The following is a 25470-nucleotide window of genomic DNA, read 5'->3' on the forward strand; positions in this document are numbered from 1 at the left end:
CAAATGTAAGATTTTATCTATAAATTAGATTGAAACTGTTTTAATTTTCCTCGATTGCTTCTTTCTAAAACAGATTTTCGGGTAAAAGTGAAGTTTAAATTGGGTTCTAAATATAAATCAATGGCTCCTTTTATTTTTTGAATTTGTTCTGAAACTAATGCTGCATCAGCTACATACTCGATTTCAAAAGCATCTATTTTAGTTTGTTTGATAATGAATTCTTTTACATTTCCATCGTCTTCAATTATGCTTTTGGTTACATAATAGAAAGTCAAACCTGGCGATTTTTTTCCGCTTGGAAGAATTGCAACATCATTGGTTCTGCCAATTAACTTTTTTAAGATTGGTTTTTTTGGGGTGCTTTTTTCATCTAAAATTCCAATATCGCCAATTTCATATCTAATAAAAGGATGAGCTTTGTTGAAAAGAGAAGTAATCACAATTTTTCCTTCCGTTCCATGTGGAACAAGATTATTGTTTTCGTCTAAAATCTCAACAAAAAGGGTTTCTGAATTTATTTGCCATTCACCATCGGGGTTTTCAAAAGCAATTAAATCCAATTCAGATGCACCATATTCGCGGATAATTGGAATTCCGAATTGTTTTTCCAGCAATTTTTTATCCGATTCAAAAAGCATTTCTGAAGTAACAAAACAGGCTTTTAATGTCGGACAAACTTTGTTTAGAATGATATTGTTATTTTCTAAATATTTAGCAAATAAAACAATCGAGCTTGTATATCCGTTGATATAATCAAATTTTTTGGTTTTGAATTTCTGCAGAAACTTATCTAAAATTTCGTCAGACAAATCAAAAACCGGAAAACGAAAACGACGCGTTAGAAAATCTTTAAAACGTTCTTTTTGATAGCCAATAAAATCTAAAGGAATGCCATAAAAACGCGCTTGAAAAGAATGGTTAAAATCAATTCGGAACCATCCAAAACGCATAATAATAGAAGACCAAGTCAAGGCATGTGCATATTTATCTTTTGCAAAAACAAAAGGTGTTCCGCTTGATCCAGATGTTTTGTTGAGGTAAATATTTTTTTTAGAATAGTCTTTTGAAAGTCTTTCTTCAAGAGGTTTTTGAAGATTTTGTTTGGTTAAAATCGGAAGATTTTCCCAATTTTCAGCTGTTGCATTTCCAGCTAATTCTGAATAAAAAAGATTGTTTTTAAGATGAAAATCAACGATTTCCTTCTTTTTATTTTCAAGAAATAAGGAATATTCTTCTTCAGAAAAATGAACAATTTTATCCAATTCGACTTTTGCTTTCTTTATCGGAAAACCATTTAATTTGAGCGAAAGATCAAAAAGACGAATCATTTTTCGGGATAATTTTCATCAAAAATAATGTTTAGGATTTACTAACAGTGCAGAACCAACAATTTTTTGAAGATTAAATTATTTTTTACGTACAAAAGCAAGTATTTTTGCACCACAACTAAATACAACAACACCATGACAATTTTATTATTGGGATCAGGCGGAAGGGAGCATGCATTTGCATGGAAAATGACTCAAAGTCCGCTTTGCGAAAAACTTTTTGTAGTGCCTGGAAATGCGGGAACTGCTGCAATTGCTGAAAACGTTGCAATATCTGCAACAGATTTTGAAGCTGTAAAAGCATTAGTGCTTAAAGAAAATATAAGTTTAGTAGTCGTAGGACCAGAAGATCCATTGGTAAAAGGTATTTACGATTATTTTAAAAACGACGAAAGTTTAAAAGATATTCCAGTAATTGGGCCATCTCAATTAGGTGCTCAATTAGAAGGAAGTAAAGAATTTGCCAAAGAATTCTTGATGAAACATAATATTCCGACTGCGGCTTATGACAGTTTTACTGCTGAAACAGTTGAAGAAGGATGTAAATTTCTAGAAACTTTACAGTCACCCTACGTTTTAAAAGCAGACGGATTAGCAGCTGGAAAAGGAGTTTTGATTATTCAGGATCTTGAAGAAGCAAAAACAGAATTACGCAATATGCTAGTTCATGCAAAATTTGGAACAGCAAGTGCAAAAGTGGTAATCGAAGAATTTTTGGACGGAATCGAATTAAGCTGTTTCGTTTTAACTGACGGAAAAAGCTATAAAATTCTTCCAACGGCAAAAGATTACAAAAGAATTGGTGAAGGAGATACAGGTTTAAATACAGGCGGAATGGGAGCAGTTTCTCCAGTTCCTTATGTTGATGCGGTTTTGATGGAAAAAATTGAAACTCGTATTGTAAAACCAACTATTGAAGGTTTCCAAAAAGACGGAATCGAATACAAAGGTTTTGTATTTATTGGTTTAATCAATGTAAAAGGAGAACCAATTGTTATTGAATACAATGTGAGAATGGGAGATCCAGAAACTGAAGTTGTGGTTCCGAGATTAAAATCAGATTTAGTTGAGCTGTTTTTGTCTGTTGCAGATCAGAAATTAGGAGACTTTAATTTAGAAGTTGATCCAAGAAGTGCTACAACAGTAATGGTTGTTTCTGGCGGATATCCTGAAGATTTCGAAAAAGGAAAAGTAATTTCTGGTTTAGAAAATATAACAGATTCGATTGTTTTTCACGCAGGAACAAAATTAGACAACGGAAATGTCGTTACTAATGGAGGACGTGTAATTGCTATTACTTCTTACGGAGATAATTTCCAAGAGGCCGTAAAAAAATCTTATCAAAACATAGATAAACTAAGCTTTGATAAGATGTATTTTAGAAAAGATATCGGCTTCGATTTAATTTAAAAAGTAAATAGACCAACCCTTTTAATTAAGGGTTTGGTTTTTTATTTTAAAAATGAATGAGCTGTAGTATCTTGGTTTTCTGTTCCAGCGTCATCAAAAATGCGTAATTGTTTGATCCAATAAACGATTGCACATGAACAAATGATCATGAAAATCCAGTTAATAGTGTTTGCACCAAACCATGTAATTAATTCCAAACGACGTAAAAAGTCAAGAGGAGCAAACAAAATGTTAACGAATAAGTATTGAATTCCTTCGAAAAAAGCTTTCATAATTTAAAAAATTATATGTTATTTATTGTTGTGTAATGCTTTGAAGATAAAATTCGGTTAATTGAATCTTTTTTCAACTTGTTCCGTTTTTCCTTTTAAACAAGTATTATCTTTACAATCACAAAAGTATAAAATATCCTTATGATAACAAGTGTTTTTAAAAAATCTACGCCATTAAATTATTCATTGGTTGTAATTTTAATACTGGTTTTCTTTTTTATGTTCCAAATTAAAGACCCTTCTTGGGTTAGCTCTTATTTTTTGGCATTTCAAAAAGTGAGTTTGTTATGCTTTATTTTGGCTTCTTTTTTTATGATTAATTTTATCGTAAAAAAGAACGGTCTCAGTAAAGACAACGGATACGCAATACTTTTCTACTTATTATTTCTTTTATTTTTTCCGACAATATTTAATAATGCAAATGTTGTTTATGCCAATTTCTTTATTTTATTGGCACTTCGACGATTAGTTTCGTTACAATCGCTAAAAGCTTCAAAAGAAAAAATTTTTGATGCAGCATTTTGGATTTTTGTAGCTTCTTTATTTCAATTTTGGAGTATTTTATTCTTGATATTGGTTTACATCTCTATTATTTTTCACGTTTCGCGCGATTATAGAAACTGGGTTTTGCCATTTATAGCATTTTTTGCAGTCGCAATTCTATTTTATATGACTTCGTTGATTTTTAATATTGATGTCGTAGCTTTTTTTAATGAAAGAGCTGTACTCGATTTTAAAATTGATTATTTTAAGAATAATTATGAAAATGCGGCGCTTTCGATATATACCGCAATAACGTTGTTTTTTGTCACTTCTATGTTGATGACGTTGTCAAATAGACCGCAAATTGTTCATTCATCGTATAAAAAAATAGTAGCTTACTTTTTTATAGCTGTTTTGGTTTTCCTTATTTCACCAAACAAAAGCAATGATTTATTGTTATTTAGCATTGCGCCTTTAACTATTATGGCGGCAAGTCATGTAGAATATATGCAACAAAAACTCAACAACGAAATTGTATATTACGTATTGATTGTGTGTAGTTTATTTACTTTTTTCTCGCAATTATAATTTGCTTCCGTAAGCCAAATCTCCAGCGTCGCCAAGACCAGGAACAATATAGTTTTTTTCATTTAGTTTTTCGTCTAAAGAAGCAATCCACAAATGGCAATTTTCTGGAAGATGTTCCTCTAAGTGTGCTACACCTTCTGGAGCAGCTATAACCACAACAATGTGAAATTCTGCTGGAGTTGCATTCTCTACCAGTTTTTTATGAACAGCAACTATAGACTGCCCAGTTGCTAACATCGGATCAAGAAGTAAAACCGTTTTATTGTTTAAATCTGAAATGGCTTGATATTCCACTAAAATTTCAAATTCATCATCATTGTTTGGATGATGTCTGCAAGCTGAAACAAAGCTATTTTCTGCGTGGTCAAAATAATTTAGAAAACCATTATGAAGTGGCAAACCGGCTCTTAAAATTGGGCATAAAACCAAATCGGTTTCTATTTGTGTAGTTTTTTTAATACCAAGCGGAGTTGTAATCTCAACCTCTTTATAAGGTAATATTTTGCTTAATTCGTAAGCCATGATTTCTCCAATGCGTTCAATATTTCTTCTAAAACGCATACTATCATTTTGAACATTGACATTTCTGATTTGCCCTAAGAAATGATTTAAAACGCTATTTTTTTCAGATATATAATGAATTTTCATGATGAAATATTAATTTATTAACGGATAAAGTTTAGAAAACGAAAAATAATTGCTTTTTTTCGTAGCATAAAAGTATAAAAAGTATCTTTGTAACTCTAAAAAAATAAATACATGTTTTCAAAATTAGCATATTCTGTTTTCGAGCAAAGTATAAAAGATTATCATCAATTTGATAATGTTGACCAGCCGATTAATAATCCTTATCCAAAAGATAAGTTCGAGCATTTGTTATATCTAAAAAATTGGATTGATACCGTTCAATGGCATTTTGAGGATATTATCCGTGATCCACAAATTGATCCAGTTGCAGCTTTAACTTTAAAAAGAAGAATTGATGCATCAAATCAGGAGCGTACAGATATGGTAGAATATATCGATAGCTACTTTTTACAAAAATACAGCAACATTAAAGCTAAAGATGGAGCAAAAATCAATTCTGAAAGCCCTGCTTGGGCATTTGATAGATTGTCTATTTTGGCTTTAAAAATTTATCATATGCACGAAGAAGCAACTCGTCCAGAGGCTTCTCAAGAACACAGAGATAAATGTCAGGAAAAATTAAATGTGCTTTTAGAACAAAGAACAGATTTATCTACAGCAATTGAAGAATTATTGACAGATATCGAAAATGGAGATAAATTCATGAAAGTGTACAAACAAATGAAAATGTACAATGATGATGAATTGAATCCAGTTTTATATCAAAATAAAAAATAATTTGGCAGAGTTGTCCAACAACAAAATCAAACATATAGCCGTCATGAGACTATCCGCAATGGGAGATGTCGCCATGACGGTTCCTGTTTTACGAGCTTTTGTAAAACAATATCCTGAGGTAAAATTGACTATTATTTCACGTCCGTTTTTCAAACCTTTTTTTGATGGGATTCCGAATCTGGAATTTTTTGCTTTTGATGAAAAAGAAAGATACAAAGGTTTCTTAGGGCTTTTGCGTTTGTTTCAAGATGTAAAAAAGCTTAAAATCGATGCTTTTGCAGATCTTCATAATGTTTTACGATCTAAGGTTGTGAGTTTGCTTTTCGCTTTAAGCGGAAAAAAAAGAGCCACTGTTGATAAAGGTCGAGAAGGAAAAAAAGAATTGACAAGAGCAGAAAATAAGATTTTCAAACAATTGCCAACCATGTTCGAACGACACGCAAAAGTGTTTACGGAACTTGGTTTTTCTTTAGATTTATCAAATCCTGTATTTCCAGAAAAAGCAGTTTTAAGTACTGATATTCTAGAAATTATAGGAAACCAAAATCAGAAATTAATTGGAATTGCGCCTTTTGCACAATACGATTCTAAAGTTTATCCTTTAGATTTAATGCAAGAAGTGATTGCAAAATTGGCTGAAAATCCTACTTATAAAATTTTACTTTTTGGTGGAGGAAAAAAAGAAATCGAAATTTTAGATTCGCTTTCAAAGCCATTTGAAAATGTAATTAATATGGCTGGAAAAATTAAGTTTCAGCAAGAATTACAGTTAATCAGCAATCTTGATGTTATGCTTTCTATGGATTCTGGAAATGCTCATATTGCTGCAATGTTGGGAATAAAAGTGGTTACACTATGGGGAGCAACGCATCCTTACGCTGGATTTTTACCTTTCAATCAAAGTTTAGAAAATGCTTTAACATCTGATAGAAATAAATACCCGAAATTGCCAACTTCTGTTTATGGAAATAAAATTGTAGAAGGTTATGAAGATGCTATGAGAACAATTTTACCACAACAGGTTTTTGATAAAGTTGTAGAACAGCTTTCATAAAAGATTAAAAAAACTAAAACGGCAGTTACTTTTTTGCAAGCTTCGGAGAAGCAAAATATTTATAGCAAAAAATAAAATCTACAATATTAAAGCTCCAGCGGAGCGACATAAATTATAAAACTATGTCGCTCCGCTAGAGCTTTTTTCATTTGTTTTATTGTGATTCTAAAAATATTTTACCCCGCTGGGGTCTTTGCTCATAAAAATGATTTTTAAGCAATATTGCTTCTTAATTCATATTTTTCATCAGAATCGAGAATAGAATATCCGATTGTTTTTTTTCTTTTTTTGTTAACTATAATCGTAACAAAGTTATTTTTGTCTTCGGTTGATAATAAAATATGTTCAAACTTTTCTGTTGAGTCTCTGTAAATTTTGTAAACTAAGTCGTTGTCTTTTATTTTCTTAGATAAAACTTTAGCTGATTTAAGTTTGCTAACATAAGGCCAAATATTAAAAATATTTGAGTCGGTATCTTTTACTTCTACCATTTTATCGCTTAGAGTCGAATTGTATTTTTCTCTTTCAAGTAACTTAGGGCCTTTTCTGTTTTTCATTTTTATAATAACGGCAAGAACGCATAGCGAAGCAGTTACAACGAGCATAATAAATAGATAAAGATGAAAATGTTGTACGTGAGCTGTCATGATATTTAATATTTAAATGTTTGACAAATTTGATTTATTCTACAAAAATCTTCAAAAAGAATGAAGATTACGATTGTAATAATTTCTCTTCTAATATAATAAAAATTTGGCAATATTTTGACTTTATTTTGTTTTTATTGCAAAACAAACAATGTTAAAAATCTTTTTGATTTTTATAAGAATTGTAAATACTTCGAAACAAAAAAAAATTCCAAATCCCAATTTTAAAGTTGGAATTTGGAATTTTATATTTTTTGAAATTTAGCGATTAAACATCGTCGTAATCAACATAAATAGTTTCAGAAGTTGGATGCGCTTGGCAGGTTAAAATTAAACCTTCGGCAATTTCTCTATCTGTTAAAATAGAATTTTTAGTCATTTCTGCACTTCCTGTAGTTACACGTCCTAAACAGCTGCTGCAGATTCCGCCTTGACAAGAGTAAGGAGCGTCAACACCTTGTTTTAGAGCAGCATCTAGAATAGTTTGTTTCTTAGACATTTCGAAAGTTGTCTCTTCATCATCAACTAAAACGGTAATTTTAGTGTGTCCTTCTTGAGAACCTTGAATTGCGTGTTCTTCAGAAGAAGATGTAAATAGCTCAAACTTAATAGCAGATTCTTTTACATTTTTCTCTTTCAAAACATTAGAAACAGTATTAATCATGTCTTCTGGTCCGCACAAGAAGAATTTATCGAATTGAAGTTCTTTGTGTTTGTTATTCAATACAAAATTAACAGCCGATTTTTCAATTCTTCCAAATAAAGCATTTTCAGCTTTTGCCTGGCTGAATACATAATGCACAAAAAATCTGCCTACGTATTGCAATTGTAGATCGTGAAGTTCTTGATAAAAAATAGTGTTTTCTGGAGTTTTATTTCCGTAAACTAATACAAATGAACTTTTTGGCTCATGTTTTAAAACCGATTTTATAATCGAAAGAACTGGTGTGATTCCACTTCCTGCAACAAAAGCAGCATAATTTTTTTGTCTTTCTGCATCTGGCTCAAAAGTAAATTTACCTTCTGGCTGACCCACTTCAAGAACATCACCAGCTTTTAGTTTTGTATTGGCAAACTGAGAAAAAAGACCATTTTTTACGGCTTTAACGGCAATTCTTAGTTCGCCGCTATCTGGAGCAGAGCAAATAGAATATGCACGTCTAATTTCTTGATTGTCAAGTGTTAATTTTAAATTTATATATTGACCAGCTATAAATTTATAGTCAGGTTTTAGTTCTTCAGGAACATTAAAAAGTACAGAAACAGCCTCTGCAGTTTCGCGTTTAACCTCTTTAATTATAAGTTTTAAGAATGAAGGCATGATAGAATTTTTATGCAAAAGTAGCAAACCACTCTTAAAAGCATAGCACTAAATTATTTTTTTTAACTTTTTTTGTAACGTTTTCCTACATTTGATCTCTTACTACAAAAATACTAAAACCGTAAACCATGATTAAGAAGTTTATTTACCTCGAATGGAAAGCCTTCATTCGATCGGCATCGTTTGGTAAAAACCTGGCAATGAAAATCCTAATTGGGTTTTTTATGCTCTATTTTTCAGTAATTTTTATCGGAATGGGTGTTGGCGCATTTTATGTTCTTAAGGATATGAAATTGGAACCTTTAGTAACGGTCAACAAATTTCTCGTTTATTACTTTTTGTTCGATCTGTTAATTCGATTATTGCTACAGTCGATACCTGTTTTAAATATCAAACCTTTATTGGTTTTGCCATTTAAAAAACCAACGATTGTTCATTTTTCATTAGGAAAAACAATGTTATCGTTTTTTAATTGGATTCATGCTTTATTTTTCATTCCGTTTTCTGTTGTTTTAATTTTAAACGGATACGATGTTGTCGGAATTGTTTTTTGGCATTTAGGAATTATGGCATTCATTTACATCAATAATTTCTTGAATATAATTTTGAGTAATATTGACAAGTTGTTTGTTGTATTTGTTGCACTAATTGCAGTTTTGGCAGGAGCTCAATATTATAAATTGTTTGATATTACTGAATTTACGACTCCATTTTTTCAAAATTTTTACGATATAGAAGGCGTATTTTTAATACCAATATTGCTATTAATTGGACTGCATATTTATACTTATAAATATTTTAAAAAGAATTTATATCTAGATGCAGGACTTTCTGTAAAACAAGATGAAGCTTCAACAGAAAATCTTACTTGGCTGAATCAGTTTGGTACTTTGGGAACTTTTCTAAAAAATGACATTAAACTCATAAAAAGAAATAAAAGATCCAAAACGACAATTATAATGAGTGTTGTTTTTTTATTCTACGGGTTGATCTTTTTCGGAAACTCACATCAACCCGCTATGATGCACATTTTTGCCGGAATATTTGTTTCAGGAGGATTTTTATTTGTGTTTGGTCAATTTGTACCAAGCTGGGATAGTTCGTATTACCAATTAATGATGACTCAGAATATTCCATACAGAAATTATATCACTTCAAAATGGTGGCTTATTGTTATTGCAACATTTGTTTCTACCATATTGGCCTCCTTTTATCTTTTCTATGGATGGGAAGTTTATCTAACTATTGTTGTTGGAGCTATTTATAATATTGGAGTCAATTCTCATTTGGTATTATTGGGTGGTGCTTTCACTAAAACACCAATTGATTTGAGCAATGCTGGCGGAGCTTTTGGAGATAAAAAAGCTTTCAATGCAAGTGCCATGCTTTTGTCTTTGCCCAAAATTTTATTGCCAGTGGCCTTATATGCATTAGGAATTTATTTTGGAGACAAAATGATTGGCTTAGCTTTAGTTGCGGTTGCAGGTATTCTTGGATTCGTATTTAAAGAAAAGGTTTTTACTTTAATTGAAAAAAGATACAAAATAGAAAAATACAGTACGATAAGTGCCTACAAACAAAAGAATTAATTAGATAAATTAGAGAATGAGTCAATTAGAAAATAGAACAATTGACTAGAAAAAACTATAAATAAGGAGTGTTTTTTAATCTAAAAATCTACACTCATAAATCTAAAATTATTATGATACAAGTAAATCAACTTTCAAAAACATATAACGGAACAACAGTTTTAAACATTAGTAATCTTGAAATTCCAAAAGGACAAAGTTTCGGATTGGTCGGAAATAATGGAGCAGGAAAAACAACTTTTTTCAGCTTGCTTTTAGATCTTATTCAGCCTTCAACTGGATATATAAAAAGCAATGATATTCAGGTAAATAACAGTGAAAACTGGAAATCTTTTACAGGCTCTTTTTTAGATGAAAATTTCCTTATCGGATATTTAACACCAGAAGAATATTTCTATTTTATTGGAGATTTACGCAATCAGAATAAAGCAGATGTAGACGCATTATTAGCTAAACATGAAGAATTTTTTAACGGAGAGATTTTAAAAAACAAAAAATACCTTCGCGATTTATCAAAAGGAAATCAGAAAAAAGTTGGAATTATTGCAACACTTATTGGCAATCCAGAAGTTGTAATTTTAGATGAACCTTTTGCAAATTTAGATCCGACAACGGTTAGCAGATTAAAAAAAATTATTAAAGAACTGGCAGAAAATCCAAATGTAACAGTTTTAGTTTCAAGCCATGATTTACAGCATACTGTTGAAGTTTGCGATCGAATAGTTGCACTTAATAAAGGAGAAATTGTAAAAGATATTCAGACCTCAAAAGAAACCTTACAGGAACTAGAATTGTTTTTTGCCGTATAGCATTTCTATATTTCAAAAAGAAGCGTATTTTTACAAAGGAATATACTAAAATTGATTTTTAGTAGTTATCTGTTTTAAACTCTTTTCTATTGAAAAAGAATACTCTTAAATATAGTTTTACTCTTGTTTTTTTATTGCTTTTGATAGCTTGTTCTACCAAAAAAAACACTTTTTTGGCTAGAAGTTCACACTCTATCGGAACCAAATATAATATTCTGTACAACGGAGGAATTGGTCTAGAAAAAGGTCTCCAGTCTATTCAGGCGAATAATGAAGACAATTTTTGGAAAATTCTTCCAATCGAAAAAATGCAGTTTGACGAAAATTTTTCTGAAGGAGAAAAAGCCAAAAATCCTGATTTCGAAAAAGCAGAAACTAAGGCTACAAAAGCTATTCAGAAACACTCCATGAATATTGGAGGAAGAGAAAGAAACTGGCAGATTGACGAAGCGTATCTTATGCTGGGAAAAGCCAGATATTATGATCAGCGTTTTATTCCAGCTATTGAGGCATTCAATTATATTTTGTACAAATATCCAGAAAGCAATAATATTTATATAGCAAAAATCTGGCGCGAAAAGACCAATATGCGTTTAGGAAATGATGCAATTGCTCTTAAAAACATTAAAATTTTACTTAAGAAAACAGATTTAGACAAACAGACTTTTGCAGATGCAAATGCGCTTTTGGCTGAAGCATTTTTGAATTTAGAACAAAAAGATAGTGCTGTTGCCAGACTAAGAGTTGCAGAAGAGTTTACAAGAAAAAATGAGGAGCGCGCAAGATACCGTTTTATTCTAGGACAGATGTATCAAGAAGAAGGAAAAAAAGACAGCGCTACTTATTTTTATGATGCCGTTATAGATTTAAACAGAAAAGCAGATCGTAAATATATGATGCATGCTTATGCGAAAAAAGCACAAATGTTTGATTATGGAAAAGATAACGACACGATATTTTTAAAAACATTCAATAAACTGGTAACGGATCGCGAAAATCGTCCGTATTATGATGTCCTTTTTTATGAAATGGGAGTTTATTATGATAAAAAGAAAGACCAGAAAAATGCTTTAAGTTTCTACAATAAATCATTAAGAAGAAAATCTAAGGATCCATATTTAATGGCTTCTGCCTACAGAAATATCGGTAATATGTATTTTAAAAATACAGACTACATCATGGCTGCAAAGTATTACGATAGTACTTTGGTTAAACTAGATCCTAAAACTAGAGAATACGCTTTTATTGAAAAAAATAGAAAAAACCTGGATGAAGTTATAAAATACGAAGCAATTGCAAAACGTAATGATAGTATTATTAAGGTATATAATTTGCCAGCCGGAGAAAAGAAAATTTATTTTGAAAACTATATTGCAGAGCTAAAAAAGAAAGACGAAGCAAAAAGACTTTTTGAAGAAAAAGAAAAAGAGAGATTAGCCAATATTGATCTAAATTCTAAGGCAGAAATTTCTGGAAACGGAGCGGTTAACCCTCAATCTTTAGGTCAGTCTTCTGTACCAGAATTAGTTGGCGTGCCTACAGGTTTCACTGATAACGTTAGCACATTTTATTTTTATAACCCAACAACAGTCGCTTACGGAAAACTGCAATTTAAAAAAATGTGGGGAAACCGAACGTTAGGAAGTAACTGGAGGCTATCAGGAGTAAAATCTGCCAATGACGCAGCATTAAATGATTCTATTAAAAATCAAGAAATTGCAAACGCGATAGTAGATACTGTTGTTGTAGAAAAATATACAGTTGCTTATTATGTAAAACAGCTTCCAACAACCCAAGAAGCTATGGATAGTATTGGTAAAGAACGTAATTTTTCATATTATCAGTTAGGACTTATATATAAGGAGAAGTTTAAAGAATACAAATTGGCCAGTGATAAATTGGAACAATTATTAAAAAACAGTCCTGAAGAAAAGTTAGTATTGCCATCGATGTATAATTTGTATAAAATCTATCAAATTACAGATCCAGCAAAAGCTGAAGCAATGAAAGCAGAAATTTCATCGAAATATCCAGATTCAAGATACGCTCAGATTTTAAATAACAAAACAGACGATCCAAATTCAAGTCCTGATAAAGAATACCAGAAATGGTATAAACTTTTTGAGGAAGAAAAATTTGATGAAGTCTTAGCCAATATTGATAATTTAATCAATCAATATTCTGGAGATGAAATCGTTTCTAAATACGAATTGTTAAAAGCCAATACTTTAGGAAAAGTAAATGGCTTGGAAGCTTATAAAAAAGGCCTTGAAAATGTTGCGGATAATTATCCTAACAGTGAAGAAGGTAAGAATGCTAGAGAAATTCTCGAAAAGCAAGTTCCTATCTTAGAAAAGATGGCCTTTACAGATGTAGATAATAAAAATTGGAAAATTTTGTATAAAGTTGCTAATACAGATACAAAAACGGTCGAAAAAATTAAAGAGGCAATTAGAGTATTTTTGTTAGTTGAAAACTTCGAAAGATTAACAACATCTGTAGATAAATACAATAAAACGGAAAGTTTTGTAGTTATTCATGGTTTAAAGTCTGAAGCTTATGCTAGAGATATTGCCGGTGTTTTCAGAGACGATAAAAAATACAAAATAGCCGATCCGTCAATAATCATATCAACAGATAATTACAAAATAGTACAGATCAAAAAAAATCTAGACGCATACTTGACCCCAAAAGCCCCTTAAAACCTTAACCGCCATGTTTGAAAAAGTAAAAAAAAACGGAACTGAACAATTAGGAAAAACAAACCGAATAGTAGAAGGAACATCAATAATAGGAGACATTGTTTCTAAGGCTGATTTTAGACTAGACGGAGAATTGATTGGAAATTTTACTTCACAAGGCAAAATTGTAATTGGCGCCAAAGGATCTGTAAAGGGAGAAATAATCTGTAACAATGCCGATATAGAAGGAGAATTTCACGGAAAAATAAAAGTTCTTGAAATTTTAAATATAAAATCAACTGCTCAAATTCATGGAGAAGTAGCTGTTGGAAAATTATCAATAGAACCAGGAGCAGACTTCACTGCAACCTGCACCATGCTTGCCCATTCTAATCAGGTAATAATGTTAGAAGATGGAAAAGGAACCGAATAGAAATAGAGGAAATAAATGGATAGCACTCATTAATATTCCCATTCAAATGGGTGTTATCATATTTTTGTTCTCTTATCTCGGGACTTGGTTGGATGAAAACCATCCAAGCGAAAAAGTTTACTATAACAAGATCTTGGTTATGGTTGGCGTTGCATTAGCACTATACAATGTTATTCGTCAGGTAAATGAGATTAATAAAACAAAGTAAATAAAGTTTAAAAACGGCTTTAAATAATATTGCATCTTTGCAAAAAAATATTCAAGATGTTTTTAAAGAAATACAAACTTGTTCTTCATTTAATTATTCTCGCTTTTTCTTCCTATATATTACATAAAGGAGCTTTTTTTATTTTTAAAGTTAACGACCAGAACTTTATTTACAGCTTAGAAATCTTATATCTAATTTTTCTACTATTTTCTACCTTATTATTAATACTCACCCTAAGATTTGTAAAAGACAAGTTTGATAGTATTGGAATGTTCTTTATGTTGGGAACATTTGTTCAAATGTTTGTTTACTATGGATTTTTGCGACCGATTTTATCAAGCAACATTTCTAATGGCTCTGTTGAAAAAACTAATTTTTTTATAACATTTCTTCTGTTTTTGTTATTTCAGACGCTTTTAACTGCCCGATTATTAAATGAAAAGCGTTAAAATAACAATTCTTTAAAACAAGGTTTAAAAATAATTTTTCATATCCTTTTGAATATTAATAAAAAATGTACCTTTGCACCAAATTTTAGAAACGTAAAAAATAAGATTTTCCACAGATATGGTGATTTCAAACAAACCACTCAGATTTATTCTTGCAGCTTTAGTAGCTTGTCTTCCACTAATGAGTTTTTCAAATACTGAAAAAGACTCTGCACATGTTCAAACTGAAGTAGCCCATGAAGGTGCTGCAGAAGGTCATCATGCAGAGCCAACAGATGTTAAATCTAAGATTAAAGCATTTATTGGTCATCACGTTTTAGACTCTCATGATTTTACATTAACGCAAGATGATGAGACAGGTAAATATTATGGTTTCCCATTACCAGTAATTCTTTGGGATAATGGTTTACACATTTTTTCTTCTTCTAAATTTCACCACGGACACGAAGTAGCTGAGTCAAATGGAAATTTTTATGTGATTAATCATCATGATGGAAAAATCTACAGAACAGATGCTAAGGGTACAATTACTGAAGATGAAAAAACAGGTCACCCAACAAATGTTCGTCCGTTAGACTTCTCAATTACAAAAACGGTACTTTCTATTATGGTTGCCGCTTTATTAATGTTTTGGTTATTTACAAGTTTAGCAAAATCATATGCTAAAAACGGAGGAATTGCTTCTGGAGTTGGTAGAATTTTCGAACCTTTAGTACTTTTTATTCGTGACGATGTTGCGATTCCAAACATTGGCGAAAAACATTATAAGAAATACATGAGTTATCTGTTAACTATATTTTTCTTTGTATTGTTTTTAAATATTTTCGGATTAACTCCACTAGGAATTAATGCTACAGGAAACTTTACAGTTACATTCTCTTTAGCAATCCTTACATTCTTAATAACAAATATTTCAGCAAATAAAAATTATTGGGGGCACATTTTCTGGATGCCAGGAGTTCCAAAACCAATGAGAATTATTTTGGCACCAATTGAATTATTAGGAGTTTTTATTAAACCATTTTCATTAATGATTCGTTTGTACGCAAACATTTTTGCAGGTCACATCGTATTAATGAGTATCATCGGTTTAATGTTTATCTTTAAAAGCTGGATTGGAAGTTCATTATCTTTCGGATTATCATTTGTACTTTCTATACTAGAAATTCTAGTAGCATTTTTACAAGCCTATATTTTTACAATGCTGTCTGCACTTTATTTTGGTTCAGCAGTAGAAGAGCACCACCACGAAGAGGAGGGGCACCATTAATATTAGATTTCAGAATTTAGATTTCAGATTTATAACAATCAAAATCTACATTCAAAAATCTAAAATCAAATTGAATGTTTAATTTTTAATATATACATATGAACGGTTTAAATTACATCGGAGCTGGATTAATCGTAATCGGAGCTGCTTTAGGTATTGGTAAAATTGGTGGTTCTGCAATGGACGCTATTGCTCGTCAACCAGAAGCTTCAGGAAAAATCCAAACAGCTATGCTTATCGCTGCTGCACTTATCGAAGGTATTGGTTTCGCTGCGTTATTCGCTGCTTAATTAAAACACAAAGAACAATAGTTGCAACGGTTGGTTGTAACTATTGTTTTAAAATTAAAACATTAAAAATAAAATTGCTCTTTACGAGAATTTAAAAAGATATAATTTAAAATTTATAATTCTATATAATGGAAAAGTTAATAAATCAGTTCGAGTTCGGTTTGTTCTTTTGGCAAGTATTAATATTTGTTGGATTAATTTTCTTGTTGAAAAAATTTGCTTGGAAACCAATCCTTGATGCAGTAAACGATAGAGAGCAAGGAATTAAAGATGCATTACTTTCTGCTGAAAACGCAAGACAAGAAATGCAAAATTTACAAGCTGATAATCAAAGAATTTTGAATGAAGCTCGTGCAGAACGTGATGCTATGTTAAAAGAAGCTCGCGAAATGAAAGAGAAAATGATTGCTGATTCTAAAAACGAAGCTCAAGCTCAAGGTCAAAAAATGATCGAACAAGCTAAAGCTGCTATCGAAAGCGAAAAAAATGCTGCTATGGCAGAATTGAAATCTCAAGTTTCAACTTTATCATTAAGCATTGCTGAAAAATTATTGAAAGAAGAATTATCTAACAAAGAATCTCAAACTAAATTAGTTGAGAAAATGTTAGGTGACGTAAAGTTAAACTAAGACTATGGCAAGTACAAGAGCAGCAATTCGTTATGCAAAAGCAATTTTGGACTTAGCAAACTCTAAAGGTGTTGCCGAAGCTGTAAATAACGATATGAAATCAATTGCAAATGCAATTGAGACTAATGTAGAATTGAGTACGTTTATTGAAAACCCAACAACAACTGTTGAAGTTAAGCAAAGTGCTCTTTTAGAAGTTTTCGCAAATGTAAATGGTGTAACTAAAGGGTTATTTCAATTATTATTCGAAAACAAAAGATTTGAGATTTTAAATGCTATTGCAGTAGAATATAGTAAAGTATATGATGAAAGCAATGGTGTTGAAGTAGCAAAAGTTACAACTGCAATTCCAATGGATGCAGCTTTAGAAGCTAAAGTTTTGGCAAAAATCGCGACTTTATCTGATAAAAAAATTACAATTGAAAATATAGTAGATCCAGCAATTATCGGTGGATTTATTTTGAGAATAGGTGACAAGCAATACAATGCTTCTGTTGCAAACAGATTACAAGTATTAAAAAGAGAGTTAAGTAATTAGTTTTTATAACACAAAAAGTGTCTAAATTATAAATTAAGATGGCGGAAATCAAACCTGCTGAAATTTCAGCAATATTAAGAAAGCAAGTAGAAGGTTTTGAATCTGGTGCTACGCTAGAGGAAGTAGGAACAGTACTTCAAGTTGGAGACGGTATTGCTCGTGTTTACGGGCTATCTAATGTACAATATGGAGAGTTAGTAGAATTTGATAACGGTATGGAAGGTATCGTATTGAATCTTGAAGAAGATAATGTTGGAGTTGTACTTTTAGGACCATCTACTGGACTTAAAGAAGGATCTACTGCAAAAAGAACTCAACGTATTGCTTCTCTTAAAGTAGGTGAGCAAATGGTAGGACGTGTTGTTAACACTCTTGGTTTTCCAATTGATGGAAAAGGACCAATCGGTGGAGATTTATACGAAATGCCTTTGGAAAGAAAAGCACCTGGAGTTATCTTCCGTCAGCCAGTAACTGAACCATTACAAACAGGAGTAAAAGCAGTAGATGCTATGATCCCAGTTGGTCGTGGACAACGTGAGCTTGTAATCGGTGACCGTCAAACAGGTAAATCAACTGTTTGTATCGATACAATCTTAAATCAAAAAGAATTTTACGATGCAGGAAAACCTGTATTCTGTATATATGTTGCAATTGGACAAAAAGCTTCAACTGTAGCAGGAATCGCTAAAATGTTGGAAGAAAAAGGTGCAATGGCTTATACAGTTATCGTTGCAGCTAATGCTTCTGATCCAGCTCCAATGCAAGTTTATGCTCCATTCGCTGGTGCTGCAATTGGAGAGTACTTTAGAGATTCTGGTCGTCCAGCTCTTATCGTTTATGATGATTTATCTAAACAAGCTGTTGCTTACCGTGAGGTTTCTCTTTTATTAAGAAGACCACCGGGACGTGAGGCTTACCCTGGAGACGTTTTCTACTTACACTCTCGTTTATTAGAGCGTGCTTGTAAAGTAATCGCTGATGATGGTATCGCTAAAAACATGAACGACTTACCAGATTCTATCAAATCTATCGTAAAAGGTGGTGGTTCATTAACTGCTTTACCAATTATCGAAACTCAAGCTGGTGACGTTTCTGCATATATCCCAACAAACGTAATCTCTATTACAGATGGTCAGATTTTCCTTGATGGAGATTTGTTCAACTCTGGGGTTCGTCCTGCAATTAACGTAGGTATCTCTGTATCTCGTGTTGGAGGTAATGCTCAAATTAAATCTATGAAGAAAGTTTCTGGAACTTTAAAATTAGATCAAGCTCAATTCCGTGAATTAGAAGCTTTCGCTAAATTTGGTTCTGACTTAGATTCTGTTACTTTAAACGTAATCGAAAAAGGAAAAAGAAACGTTGAAATCTTGAAACAAGGTTTAAATGATCCTTATACAGTTGAAAACCAAGTTGCTATTATCTACGCTGGTTCTAAAAACTTATTAAGAAACGTTCCTGTAGAAAAAGTAAAAGAATTTGAAGCTGATTTCTTAGCTTACTTAAACAGTAAACATAAAGATACGCTTAATGCGTTGAAAGCTGGTAAATTAGATGACGCTATTACAGATGTTATCGAAAAAGCAGCAAAAGAAATCTCAGCAAAATATAACTAATTAGATAATTCGTTGATTAGATAATTAGAAAATGGTTTAACATTGTTCTAATTATCTAATTTTCAAATTGTCACATTTTCTAATTAATAGATGGCAAATTTAAAGGAAATCCGTAATAGAATTACTTCCGTTTCATCGACGATGCAGATTACATCGGCTATGAAAATGGTTTCTGCTGCAAAGCTTAAGAAAGCACAAGATGCAATCACTGCAATGCGTCCTTATGCCGAGAAATTAACGGAGTTATTGCAAAATCTTTCTGCTACACTTGAAGGTGAAGTGGGAGGAGATTACACTACACAACGTGAAGTAAAAAAAGTATTGTTAGTAGCTATAACTTCAAACAGAGGTTTATGTGGTGCTTTCAATTCAAATATTATTAAAGAGATTAAAAACCGTACTGAGTTTTACGCAGGAAAGCAAGTTGATGTTTTTGCTATTGGTAAAAAAGGAAATGATGCTTTAAGCAAAACTCATAAAGTTCACGGTCATCATAATGCAATTTTTGATCATTTAACTTTTGAAAATGTTGCTGGAATTGCAGATAATTTGACGGAGAAATTTTTATCTGGCGAATATGATAGAATTGAGTTGGTTTACAATCAATTTAAAAATGCAGCGACTCAGATTGTTCAAGTAGAGCAATTTTTACCGTTAGCTCCTATCAATTCTGATAAAAATGTTTCTGCTGGAGATTATATTTTTGAACCTTCAAAAGAAGAAATTGTTTTGACTTTAATTCCGAAGTCTTTAAAAACACAATTGTATAAAGGTATCCGTGATTCATTTGCTTCTGAGCATGGAGCACGTATGACTGCTATGCACAAAGCAACAGATAATGCTACTGAATTAAGAAACCAATTGAAATTAACTTACAACAAAGCGCGTCAAGCTGCGATTACAAGTGAGATTTTGGAAATTGTTGGTGGAGCAGAAGCTTTAAATGGATAATCAATTCCATTATATATAAAATAAAAAGCCAGCATTTGCTGGCTTTTTATTTATTGGAAGTTTTCTTTTTTAAAAATAATTTTATAAAATGGTGATTCTCAAATTTATTCAAAAGTTGAGAATCACTACCATTTTATAAAAATAGACAGATAACTCTGTGTGCTTTGTCTTTCATGGGAACAAACTAGCTTTATTAATCCCAATGCTCTGTTTTTTTGAGGGTTACATTTCAGCAGAATCAATCCCTTTTGCTTTGTCTTTTATGGGAACAAACAAGCTTTATTAGTCCCAGTGCTCTGTTTTTATTAGGGTTACAATACAGCTGAATCAATCCCTTATGCTTTGTCTTTTATGGGAACAAACAAGCTTTATCAGTCCCAGTGCTTCCTTTTTTATAAGGGTTGTATTTAGCTTTCTCAATCCCTGTGAAACAAATTTAGGAAAAGACTGTCTAAAAAAAGTTACATAATTTTCATGTCTAATTTATATATTTCACATGTCTTTGATTTTTAATTATATAACTATTAACTAACAAATTAATTATTTTTGATTATATTAAAGTACAATTCAATGGATCTACTTATAAAAGAACTAACGACTATCACTGAAATGTTGGCCGAAATAGAAACAATTAGGTTTCTATATCCCAACATAACTTTAGAAAAGTATGAATCTTTTCTTTCTGAAATGCTTCCTCACAATTACACTCAAATAGCTGTTTTTGAAAATGATGTTTGTTTAGGACTTACAGGCTGCTGGTCGGCAACAAAATTGTGGACAGGGAAATATCTAGAAATAGATAATTTTGTTGTAAATCCGGAGTATCGTTCTAAAGGGATTGGAAAATTGCTTACAGATTATGTCGAAAAAAAAGCACTAGAATTAGATTGTAGTAGTATTGTTTTAGATGCTTTTACAGGAAATTTTGGAGCGCATCGATTTTATTACAATCAAGGATATGCACCAAAAGGATTTCATTTCGTAAAAATCCTAGACGAAACAAAAATGACTCATTAAAAAACAAAGAGAACTTTTCTTTATTGCACAGACAAAAGCATTATTAAACAAAAGAAATGGTTATTTTTGTCTTACAAACATTATTAGAATTATATTTTGGGATTATATAAAAATCTATTTAAGCAAACAGCAATTTATGGTCTAGCGACTGTTTTACCTAGAATGCTGAGTTTTTTATTAGTGAGATTATATACAGGAATTTTACCAACCGCAGAGTATGGAGAAGTTTCAATTGTATTGTCTTGGATGGTTTTCTTCAACGTGGTACTTTCGTACGGAATGGAAACTGCATTTTTTAGATTTTACAGTGCCGAAGATGATAAGAAAAATGTAATCGCAACTTCGACAATTTCTATATTTTGGACTTCAATTATATTTCTTTTTGTCGCTCTAATTTTTAGAAATACCCTAGCCAATCTTGCAGAGGTAGACGTTCAATACATTACGTATACAGTTTGGATTTTAGTCTTAGACGCATTAGTTTTAATTCCGTTTTCTAAATTAAGAGCCAATCAAAGACCAATGGTTTACGCGGCAATCAAAATTGGAAATGTGGTTATAAATCTTTTGCTAAATATTTTCTTTTTGATGTATCTGCCTACTTTGGCGGCATCAAATCCAGGTTCTGTTTGGGATAATTTATATGTAGAAAACTTTCAAATCGCTTATATTTTCATTGCTAATCTTTTGGCAAGTTTGGCGACATTTATAGTTCTTTCTCCAAATTATCTTTCGCTTGGACGAAAATTCGATCCAGAACTTTGGAGAAGAATGATGAAATACGGACTTCCTATTTTGGTAGCCGGATTAGCTTTTGCAGTAAATGAACATTTCGATAAAATCTTATTAGGTTATTTGCTACCAGAAAACTTAGCCAAGTCTGAAGTTGGAGCTTATTCTGCATGTTATAAATTAGGATTATTTATGGTTCTTTTTGCAACAGCTTTTAGATTAGGAATCGAACCTTTCTTTTTCAGCCATGCTAAAAATGAAAATGCTCCGCAGACGTATGCCGTTATTACGAAATATTTTGTGATTCTAGGATCTTTGATTTTATTAGGGGTAATAGTTTTTGCCGATGTTTTGAAATACCTTTTATTAGACAACAAATCGTATTGGGAAGCAATGAAAGTAGTGCCGTTAATTATTTTAGCGAATTTCTTTCTTGGAATCTATAATAACTTATCGGTTTGGTATAAACTAACCGATAAAACAAAAATTGGCGCTTACATTTCTATAGTTGGTGCTATTGTAACGTTGGTTTTAAATTATCTTTTAATTCCAAAGTATAGTTATTATGGTTCAGCAATTGCAACTATTTCGGCTTACGGAAGTATGATGCTTATTTCTTATGTTTTAGGAAATAAATACTATCCAATTCCTTATGACATGAATAAAATTGGTGCTTATTTAGGAGTTTCTATATTGTTTTCAATCATTTCGTTTTACGGATTTAGAGAAAAATATTATGTTGGAATTCCGCTTCTTTTAGCCTTTATGTATTTGGTTTATCATTTTGAAAAAGATACTATAAAAGGAATAATGAAAAGAAAATAAGACAAGCTTAAAAAATTATATTTAAAAAATGAAAATACAGATAATCAATAAATCTCAGCACGAATTACCAAACTACGAGACAGTTGCTTCGGCAGGAATGGATTTACGCGCCAATATTTCAGAAACAATTACGTTAAAACCTTTAGAAAGAGCGATTGTAAAAACAGGCCTTTTTATAGAATTGCCAATTGGTTACGAAGCGCAAGTAAGACCAAGAAGTGGCCTTGCTGCAAAAAAAGGCGTTACAGTTTTAAATTCGCCTGGAACTATTGATGCAGATTACAGAGGAGAAATTGGTGTAATTTTAGTAAATTTATCTAATGACGATTTTGTAATCGAAAATGGTGAGAGAATTGCACAGTTGATTATTGCAAAACACGAAAGAGCAGAATGGATTGAAGTTGAAACACTTTCTGAAACATCAAGAGGTGAAGGCGGATTCGGAAGCACTGGAGTAAAATAATTTCTGTAGTAAACAGAAACAAAAAAAAGAGAGACCAAACCCAATGGAGATTTTTTCAAATCTTCTTATAAATCAAATAAAGAATGAAAATAATTGTGCCAATGGCAGGCCGTGGATCGAGATTGAGGCCTCATACTTTAACTGTTCCAAAACCATTAATTCCTGTTGCGGGAAAATCTATAGTACACCGTTTAGTTGAAGATATTGCCAAAATATTAAAAGAACCAATTGAAGAAGTAGCTTTTATTTTAGGAGATGAAGCTTTTTTTGGAGATGATGTTGTAAAAAGCTTAGAAGATTTAGCTAAAGGATTAGGAGCTAAAGCTTCTATTTATCGCCAAGATCAGCCTTTAGGAACTGGACATGCAATTATGTGTGCTAAAGATTCTCTTTCTGGACCAGCTGTAATTGCTTACGCGGATACTTTGATTAGAGCCGACTTTGAATTAGATCCAGAAGCGGACGCTGTAATTTGGGTAAAACAAGTAGAACAACCAGAGGCTTTTGGAGTTGTAAAACTAAACCAAAATAATGAAATTATAGAATTGGTTGAAAAACCAAAAGAATTTGTAAGTGATTTAGCGGTTATCGGAATTTATTATTTTAAGGAAGTTGGAGTTTTAAGAAATGAGCTTCAGAATGTTTTGGATAATAATATTCAGAACGGTGGAGAATACCAGATTAATGACGGTATTAAAGCAATGATGGCAAACGGAAAAGTTTTTAAAACCGGAAGTGTTGACGAATGGATGGATTGCGGAAACAAAGATGTTACTGTTGAAACCAATACAAGAATGCTAGGTTTTCTTCATAATGATGGAGAACATTTAGTAGATTACGGTGTAAAATTGGAAAATTCAACAATTATTCCTCCTTGTTATATTGGAGAAAATGTTGTTTTGAAAAATACTACTATTGGTCCAAATGTTTCTCTAGGAAACGGATGCCATGTAACAGATAGTACAATTAAAAACAGTTTGATTCAAACCTATTCTCAAATCAAAAATGCTGATTTAGATAATGCAATGATTGGAAATCACGTAAGCTATGATGGTAAATTTACGAGCATTAGTATTGGTGATTACGCTGTTTTAGAATAAAATAAAAAAGAAGAAAGTTTCGTTTTTGTTTAAATGTATTTTTTCAAATGATTAAAAAAAGAGTTTTTACAGTTTTGTTTTTTGCTTTTTTTAGCGCTTCATTTTCGGCTTTTGCTCAGACAGAACCCGAAGATATTGCTATGGCAACAGACGAATATCAAGACTCATTTTATGAATCATTAAAACAAAAAGGGATTGAAAATTACGATAAAGCAATTGTGTCATTGGAGAAATGTATCAAACTAAAACCCAATGATGCAGTCGCTTATTTTGAATTAGGTAAAAACTATTTTGCATTAAAACAGTATCAAAATGCGCAAAATGCTTTTGAAAAAGCAACGCAGCTTGACCCTAAAAATAAGTGGTTTTGGCTCGGAATTTACGATGTAAGTTATGAGACAAAAAACTACGCGTTAGCAATCGAAATCATTCAGAAAATTATTGTTTTTGACGAAGAATATAAAGATGATTTAATCTCTTTATATATGATTACTAATCAGTACGACAAAGCATTAATTGCGATAAACGAAATGAATGATAAATTCGGAAAATCATCCGATCGTGAAATTTATAAAGCACAGATTCTTTCGCAAGGAAAATATCAAAATGCAGAAATTGATAATCTGATTCAGCAAATTAAGAAAGATCCGAAAGAAGAATCTAATTATTTGAGTTTAATTCTCTTGTATTCAAAAAATAATGAAAACGAGAAATCTTTAGAAGTAGCCAAACAATTAGCAAAAGAAATTCCAAATTCTGAGTGGGCTCAAGTAAGTTTGTTTAAAACGTATTTAGATGCCAATCAAGCAGACAAGGCAATAAAATCGATGAATGTAATTTTAGCAAGCTCAAAAATTGATTCAAAAATTAAACATAGAACTTTGAATGAATTTTTGATTTTTGTCAATAAAAATCCACAGTATTCAGCAGATTTAGAAAAAGCAATTTCTTATTTTGATAATGATAAAGAAGTTGATGTTGCAAAGGAAATTGGAAAATTTTACCACAGCAAAGGTCAGTTCGAAAATGCTATTAAATATTATGAAAAAGATTTAAAAGCAAATTCGGATACAGATCTTGAAACTAATATGTTATTATTAGAAGCGTATTCTCAAGTTAAACAATACGATCTAATGACAAAAAGAGCGATGATGTTGATTGAAGTTTATCCGAGTCAGGCGCAGTTTTACTATTATGCAGGTTTAGGAAATAATCAAATAAAACAGTTTAAAAATGCAAAAACCGTTTTAGAAATGGGCCTTGATTATGTTGTAGATGATACAAAATTGGAGGCAAATTTTAATATTCAATTGGGAGAAGCATATAATGGATTGGGGGATGCTAAGAAAAAAGAGGAATACTTTTTGAAGGCAAATGAATTATTAAAAAAGAAAAAATAGAA

At 31.5% G+C, this 25470-nt stretch carries 25 protein-coding genes; 20 read left to right on the forward strand and 5 right to left on the reverse strand.

The window, feature by feature from the left end; all coding sequences use genetic code 11:
* Positions 1-17: 17 nt before the first annotated feature.
* A complete protein-coding gene (locus HNP35_RS02490; protein WP_184158781.1) occupies positions 18-1328 on the reverse strand; it encodes a phenylacetate--CoA ligase family protein in 1311 nt (436 codons plus the stop codon).
* 135 nt (positions 1329-1463) lie between these two features.
* On the opposite strand from HNP35_RS02490, the gene purD reads away from it, so the two are divergent.
* Complete coding sequence (gene purD / locus HNP35_RS02495) at positions 1464-2738, forward strand: phosphoribosylamine--glycine ligase (RefSeq protein ID WP_184158779.1); 1275 nt, start codon at positions 1464-1466, stop codon at positions 2736-2738.
* 41 nt (positions 2739-2779) lie between these two features.
* Here purD and HNP35_RS02500 read toward each other — a convergent pair whose 3' ends face one another.
* Positions 2780-3010 (reverse strand): DUF6341 family protein, encoded by a 231-nt coding sequence (locus HNP35_RS02500; protein WP_184158777.1) that lies wholly within the window; start codon positions 3008-3010, stop codon positions 2780-2782.
* Positions 3011-3151: 141 nt separating this feature from the next.
* Between HNP35_RS02500 and HNP35_RS02505 the strand changes: the two genes are divergently transcribed.
* Positions 3152-4081: a DUF6427 family protein gene (locus HNP35_RS02505; protein ID WP_184158776.1), complete on the forward strand. Its 930-nt coding sequence runs from the start codon at positions 3152-3154 to the stop codon at positions 4079-4081.
* On the opposite strand, the gene upp is transcribed toward HNP35_RS02505, so the two are convergent.
* On the reverse strand, positions 4076-4729 hold the full coding sequence (upp, locus tag HNP35_RS02510) for a uracil phosphoribosyltransferase (RefSeq protein WP_184158774.1): 654 nt from the start codon (positions 4727-4729) through the stop codon (positions 4076-4078). The genes HNP35_RS02505 and upp overlap by 6 nt on opposite strands.
* 111 nt (positions 4730-4840) lie before the next feature.
* Between upp and HNP35_RS02515 the strand changes: the two genes are divergently transcribed.
* Together HNP35_RS02515 and HNP35_RS02520 are read left to right on the forward strand one after the other, a co-directional pair.
* Positions 4841-5446: a DUF4254 domain-containing protein gene (locus tag HNP35_RS02515; protein WP_184158772.1), complete on the forward strand. Its 606-nt coding sequence runs from the start codon at positions 4841-4843 to the stop codon at positions 5444-5446.
* 43 nt (positions 5447-5489) lie between these two features.
* On the forward strand, positions 5490-6500 hold the full coding sequence (locus HNP35_RS02520; protein ID WP_184158770.1) for a glycosyltransferase family 9 protein: 1011 nt from the start codon (positions 5490-5492) through the stop codon (positions 6498-6500).
* A 212-nt stretch (positions 6501-6712) separates the two neighbouring features.
* Here the strand turns inward: HNP35_RS02520 and HNP35_RS02525 are convergent, their stop codons facing one another.
* Both HNP35_RS02525 and HNP35_RS02530 read right to left on the reverse strand, forming a co-directional pair.
* Positions 6713-7057, reverse strand: a complete 345-nt coding sequence (locus HNP35_RS02525; RefSeq protein WP_246453309.1) for a hypothetical protein — start codon at positions 7055-7057, stop codon at positions 6713-6715.
* Positions 7058-7415: 358 nt separating this feature from the next.
* On the reverse strand, positions 7416-8468 hold the full coding sequence (locus tag HNP35_RS02530; RefSeq protein ID WP_184158767.1) for a ferredoxin--NADP reductase: 1053 nt from the start codon (positions 8466-8468) through the stop codon (positions 7416-7418).
* Between the two features lie 128 nt (positions 8469-8596).
* Here HNP35_RS02530 and HNP35_RS02535 point away from each other — a divergent pair, with 128 nt between their 5' ends.
* From HNP35_RS02535 to HNP35_RS02610, 16 genes are all read left to right on the forward strand, one after another.
* The gene (locus HNP35_RS02535) at positions 8597-10057 is read left to right on the forward strand and encodes a DUF5687 family protein (RefSeq protein ID WP_184158765.1); all 1461 of its coding nucleotides are present in this window, start codon (positions 8597-8599) and stop codon (positions 10055-10057) included.
* Positions 10058-10170: 113 nt separating this feature from the next.
* Positions 10171-10866: an ABC transporter ATP-binding protein gene (locus tag HNP35_RS02540; protein ID WP_184158763.1), complete on the forward strand. Its 696-nt coding sequence runs from the start codon at positions 10171-10173 to the stop codon at positions 10864-10866.
* 89 nt (positions 10867-10955) lie between these two features.
* Positions 10956-13568: a tetratricopeptide repeat protein gene (locus HNP35_RS02545; RefSeq protein WP_184158761.1), complete on the forward strand. Its 2613-nt coding sequence runs from the start codon at positions 10956-10958 to the stop codon at positions 13566-13568.
* Positions 13569-13581: 13 nt separating this feature from the next.
* Positions 13582-13980 (forward strand): bactofilin family protein, encoded by a 399-nt coding sequence (locus HNP35_RS02550; protein ID WP_184158759.1) that lies wholly within the window; start codon positions 13582-13584, stop codon positions 13978-13980.
* On the forward strand, positions 13961-14188 hold the full coding sequence (locus tag HNP35_RS02555) for an AtpZ/AtpI family protein (protein WP_184158757.1): 228 nt from the start codon (positions 13961-13963) through the stop codon (positions 14186-14188). Before HNP35_RS02550 ends, HNP35_RS02555 begins: the two co-directional genes overlap by 20 nt.
* A gap of 567 nt (positions 14189-14755) precedes the next feature.
* Positions 14756-15907 (forward strand): F0F1 ATP synthase subunit A, encoded by a 1152-nt coding sequence (gene atpB, locus HNP35_RS02560; protein ID WP_184158755.1) that lies wholly within the window; start codon positions 14756-14758, stop codon positions 15905-15907.
* 98 nt (positions 15908-16005) lie between these two features.
* Positions 16006-16197 carry an ATP synthase F0 subunit C gene (gene atpE, locus HNP35_RS02565; protein WP_184158753.1) on the forward strand — a complete coding sequence of 64 codons (192 nt, stop codon included), beginning with the start codon at positions 16006-16008 and terminating at the stop codon, positions 16195-16197.
* Between the two features lie 128 nt (positions 16198-16325).
* On the forward strand, positions 16326-16826 hold the full coding sequence (locus HNP35_RS02570) for a F0F1 ATP synthase subunit B (RefSeq protein ID WP_184158751.1): 501 nt from the start codon (positions 16326-16328) through the stop codon (positions 16824-16826).
* 4 nt (positions 16827-16830) lie between these two features.
* Positions 16831-17364 (forward strand): ATP synthase F1 subunit delta, encoded by a 534-nt coding sequence (gene atpH, locus HNP35_RS02575; protein ID WP_184158749.1) that lies wholly within the window; start codon positions 16831-16833, stop codon positions 17362-17364.
* A gap of 38 nt (positions 17365-17402) precedes the next feature.
* Positions 17403-18980: a F0F1 ATP synthase subunit alpha gene (gene atpA / locus HNP35_RS02580; protein WP_109191248.1), complete on the forward strand. Its 1578-nt coding sequence runs from the start codon at positions 17403-17405 to the stop codon at positions 18978-18980.
* A 90-nt stretch (positions 18981-19070) separates the two neighbouring features.
* The gene (gene atpG, locus HNP35_RS02585; RefSeq protein WP_184158747.1) at positions 19071-19931 is read left to right on the forward strand and encodes an ATP synthase F1 subunit gamma; all 861 of its coding nucleotides are present in this window, start codon (positions 19071-19073) and stop codon (positions 19929-19931) included.
* Between the two features lie 570 nt (positions 19932-20501).
* Positions 20502-20948 carry a GNAT family N-acetyltransferase gene (locus HNP35_RS02590; protein ID WP_184158745.1) on the forward strand — a complete coding sequence of 149 codons (447 nt, stop codon included), beginning with the start codon at positions 20502-20504 and terminating at the stop codon, positions 20946-20948.
* Between the two features lie 96 nt (positions 20949-21044).
* On the forward strand, positions 21045-22505 hold the full coding sequence (locus HNP35_RS02595; RefSeq protein WP_184158743.1) for a lipopolysaccharide biosynthesis protein: 1461 nt from the start codon (positions 21045-21047) through the stop codon (positions 22503-22505).
* A 28-nt stretch (positions 22506-22533) separates the two neighbouring features.
* The gene (gene dut, locus HNP35_RS02600) at positions 22534-22968 is read left to right on the forward strand and encodes a dUTP diphosphatase (RefSeq protein WP_184158741.1); all 435 of its coding nucleotides are present in this window, start codon (positions 22534-22536) and stop codon (positions 22966-22968) included.
* Between the two features lie 83 nt (positions 22969-23051).
* Positions 23052-24068 (forward strand): sugar phosphate nucleotidyltransferase, encoded by a 1017-nt coding sequence (locus tag HNP35_RS02605; protein WP_184158739.1) that lies wholly within the window; start codon positions 23052-23054, stop codon positions 24066-24068.
* Positions 24069-24115: 47 nt separating this feature from the next.
* On the forward strand, positions 24116-25468 hold the full coding sequence (locus tag HNP35_RS02610) for a tetratricopeptide repeat protein (RefSeq protein WP_184158736.1): 1353 nt from the start codon (positions 24116-24118) through the stop codon (positions 25466-25468).
* Positions 25469-25470 lie beyond the last annotated feature (2 nt).

The organism is Flavobacterium notoginsengisoli (genome assembly GCF_014207905.1).
Lineage (GTDB): Bacteria > Bacteroidota > Bacteroidia > Flavobacteriales > Flavobacteriaceae > Flavobacterium > Flavobacterium notoginsengisoli_A.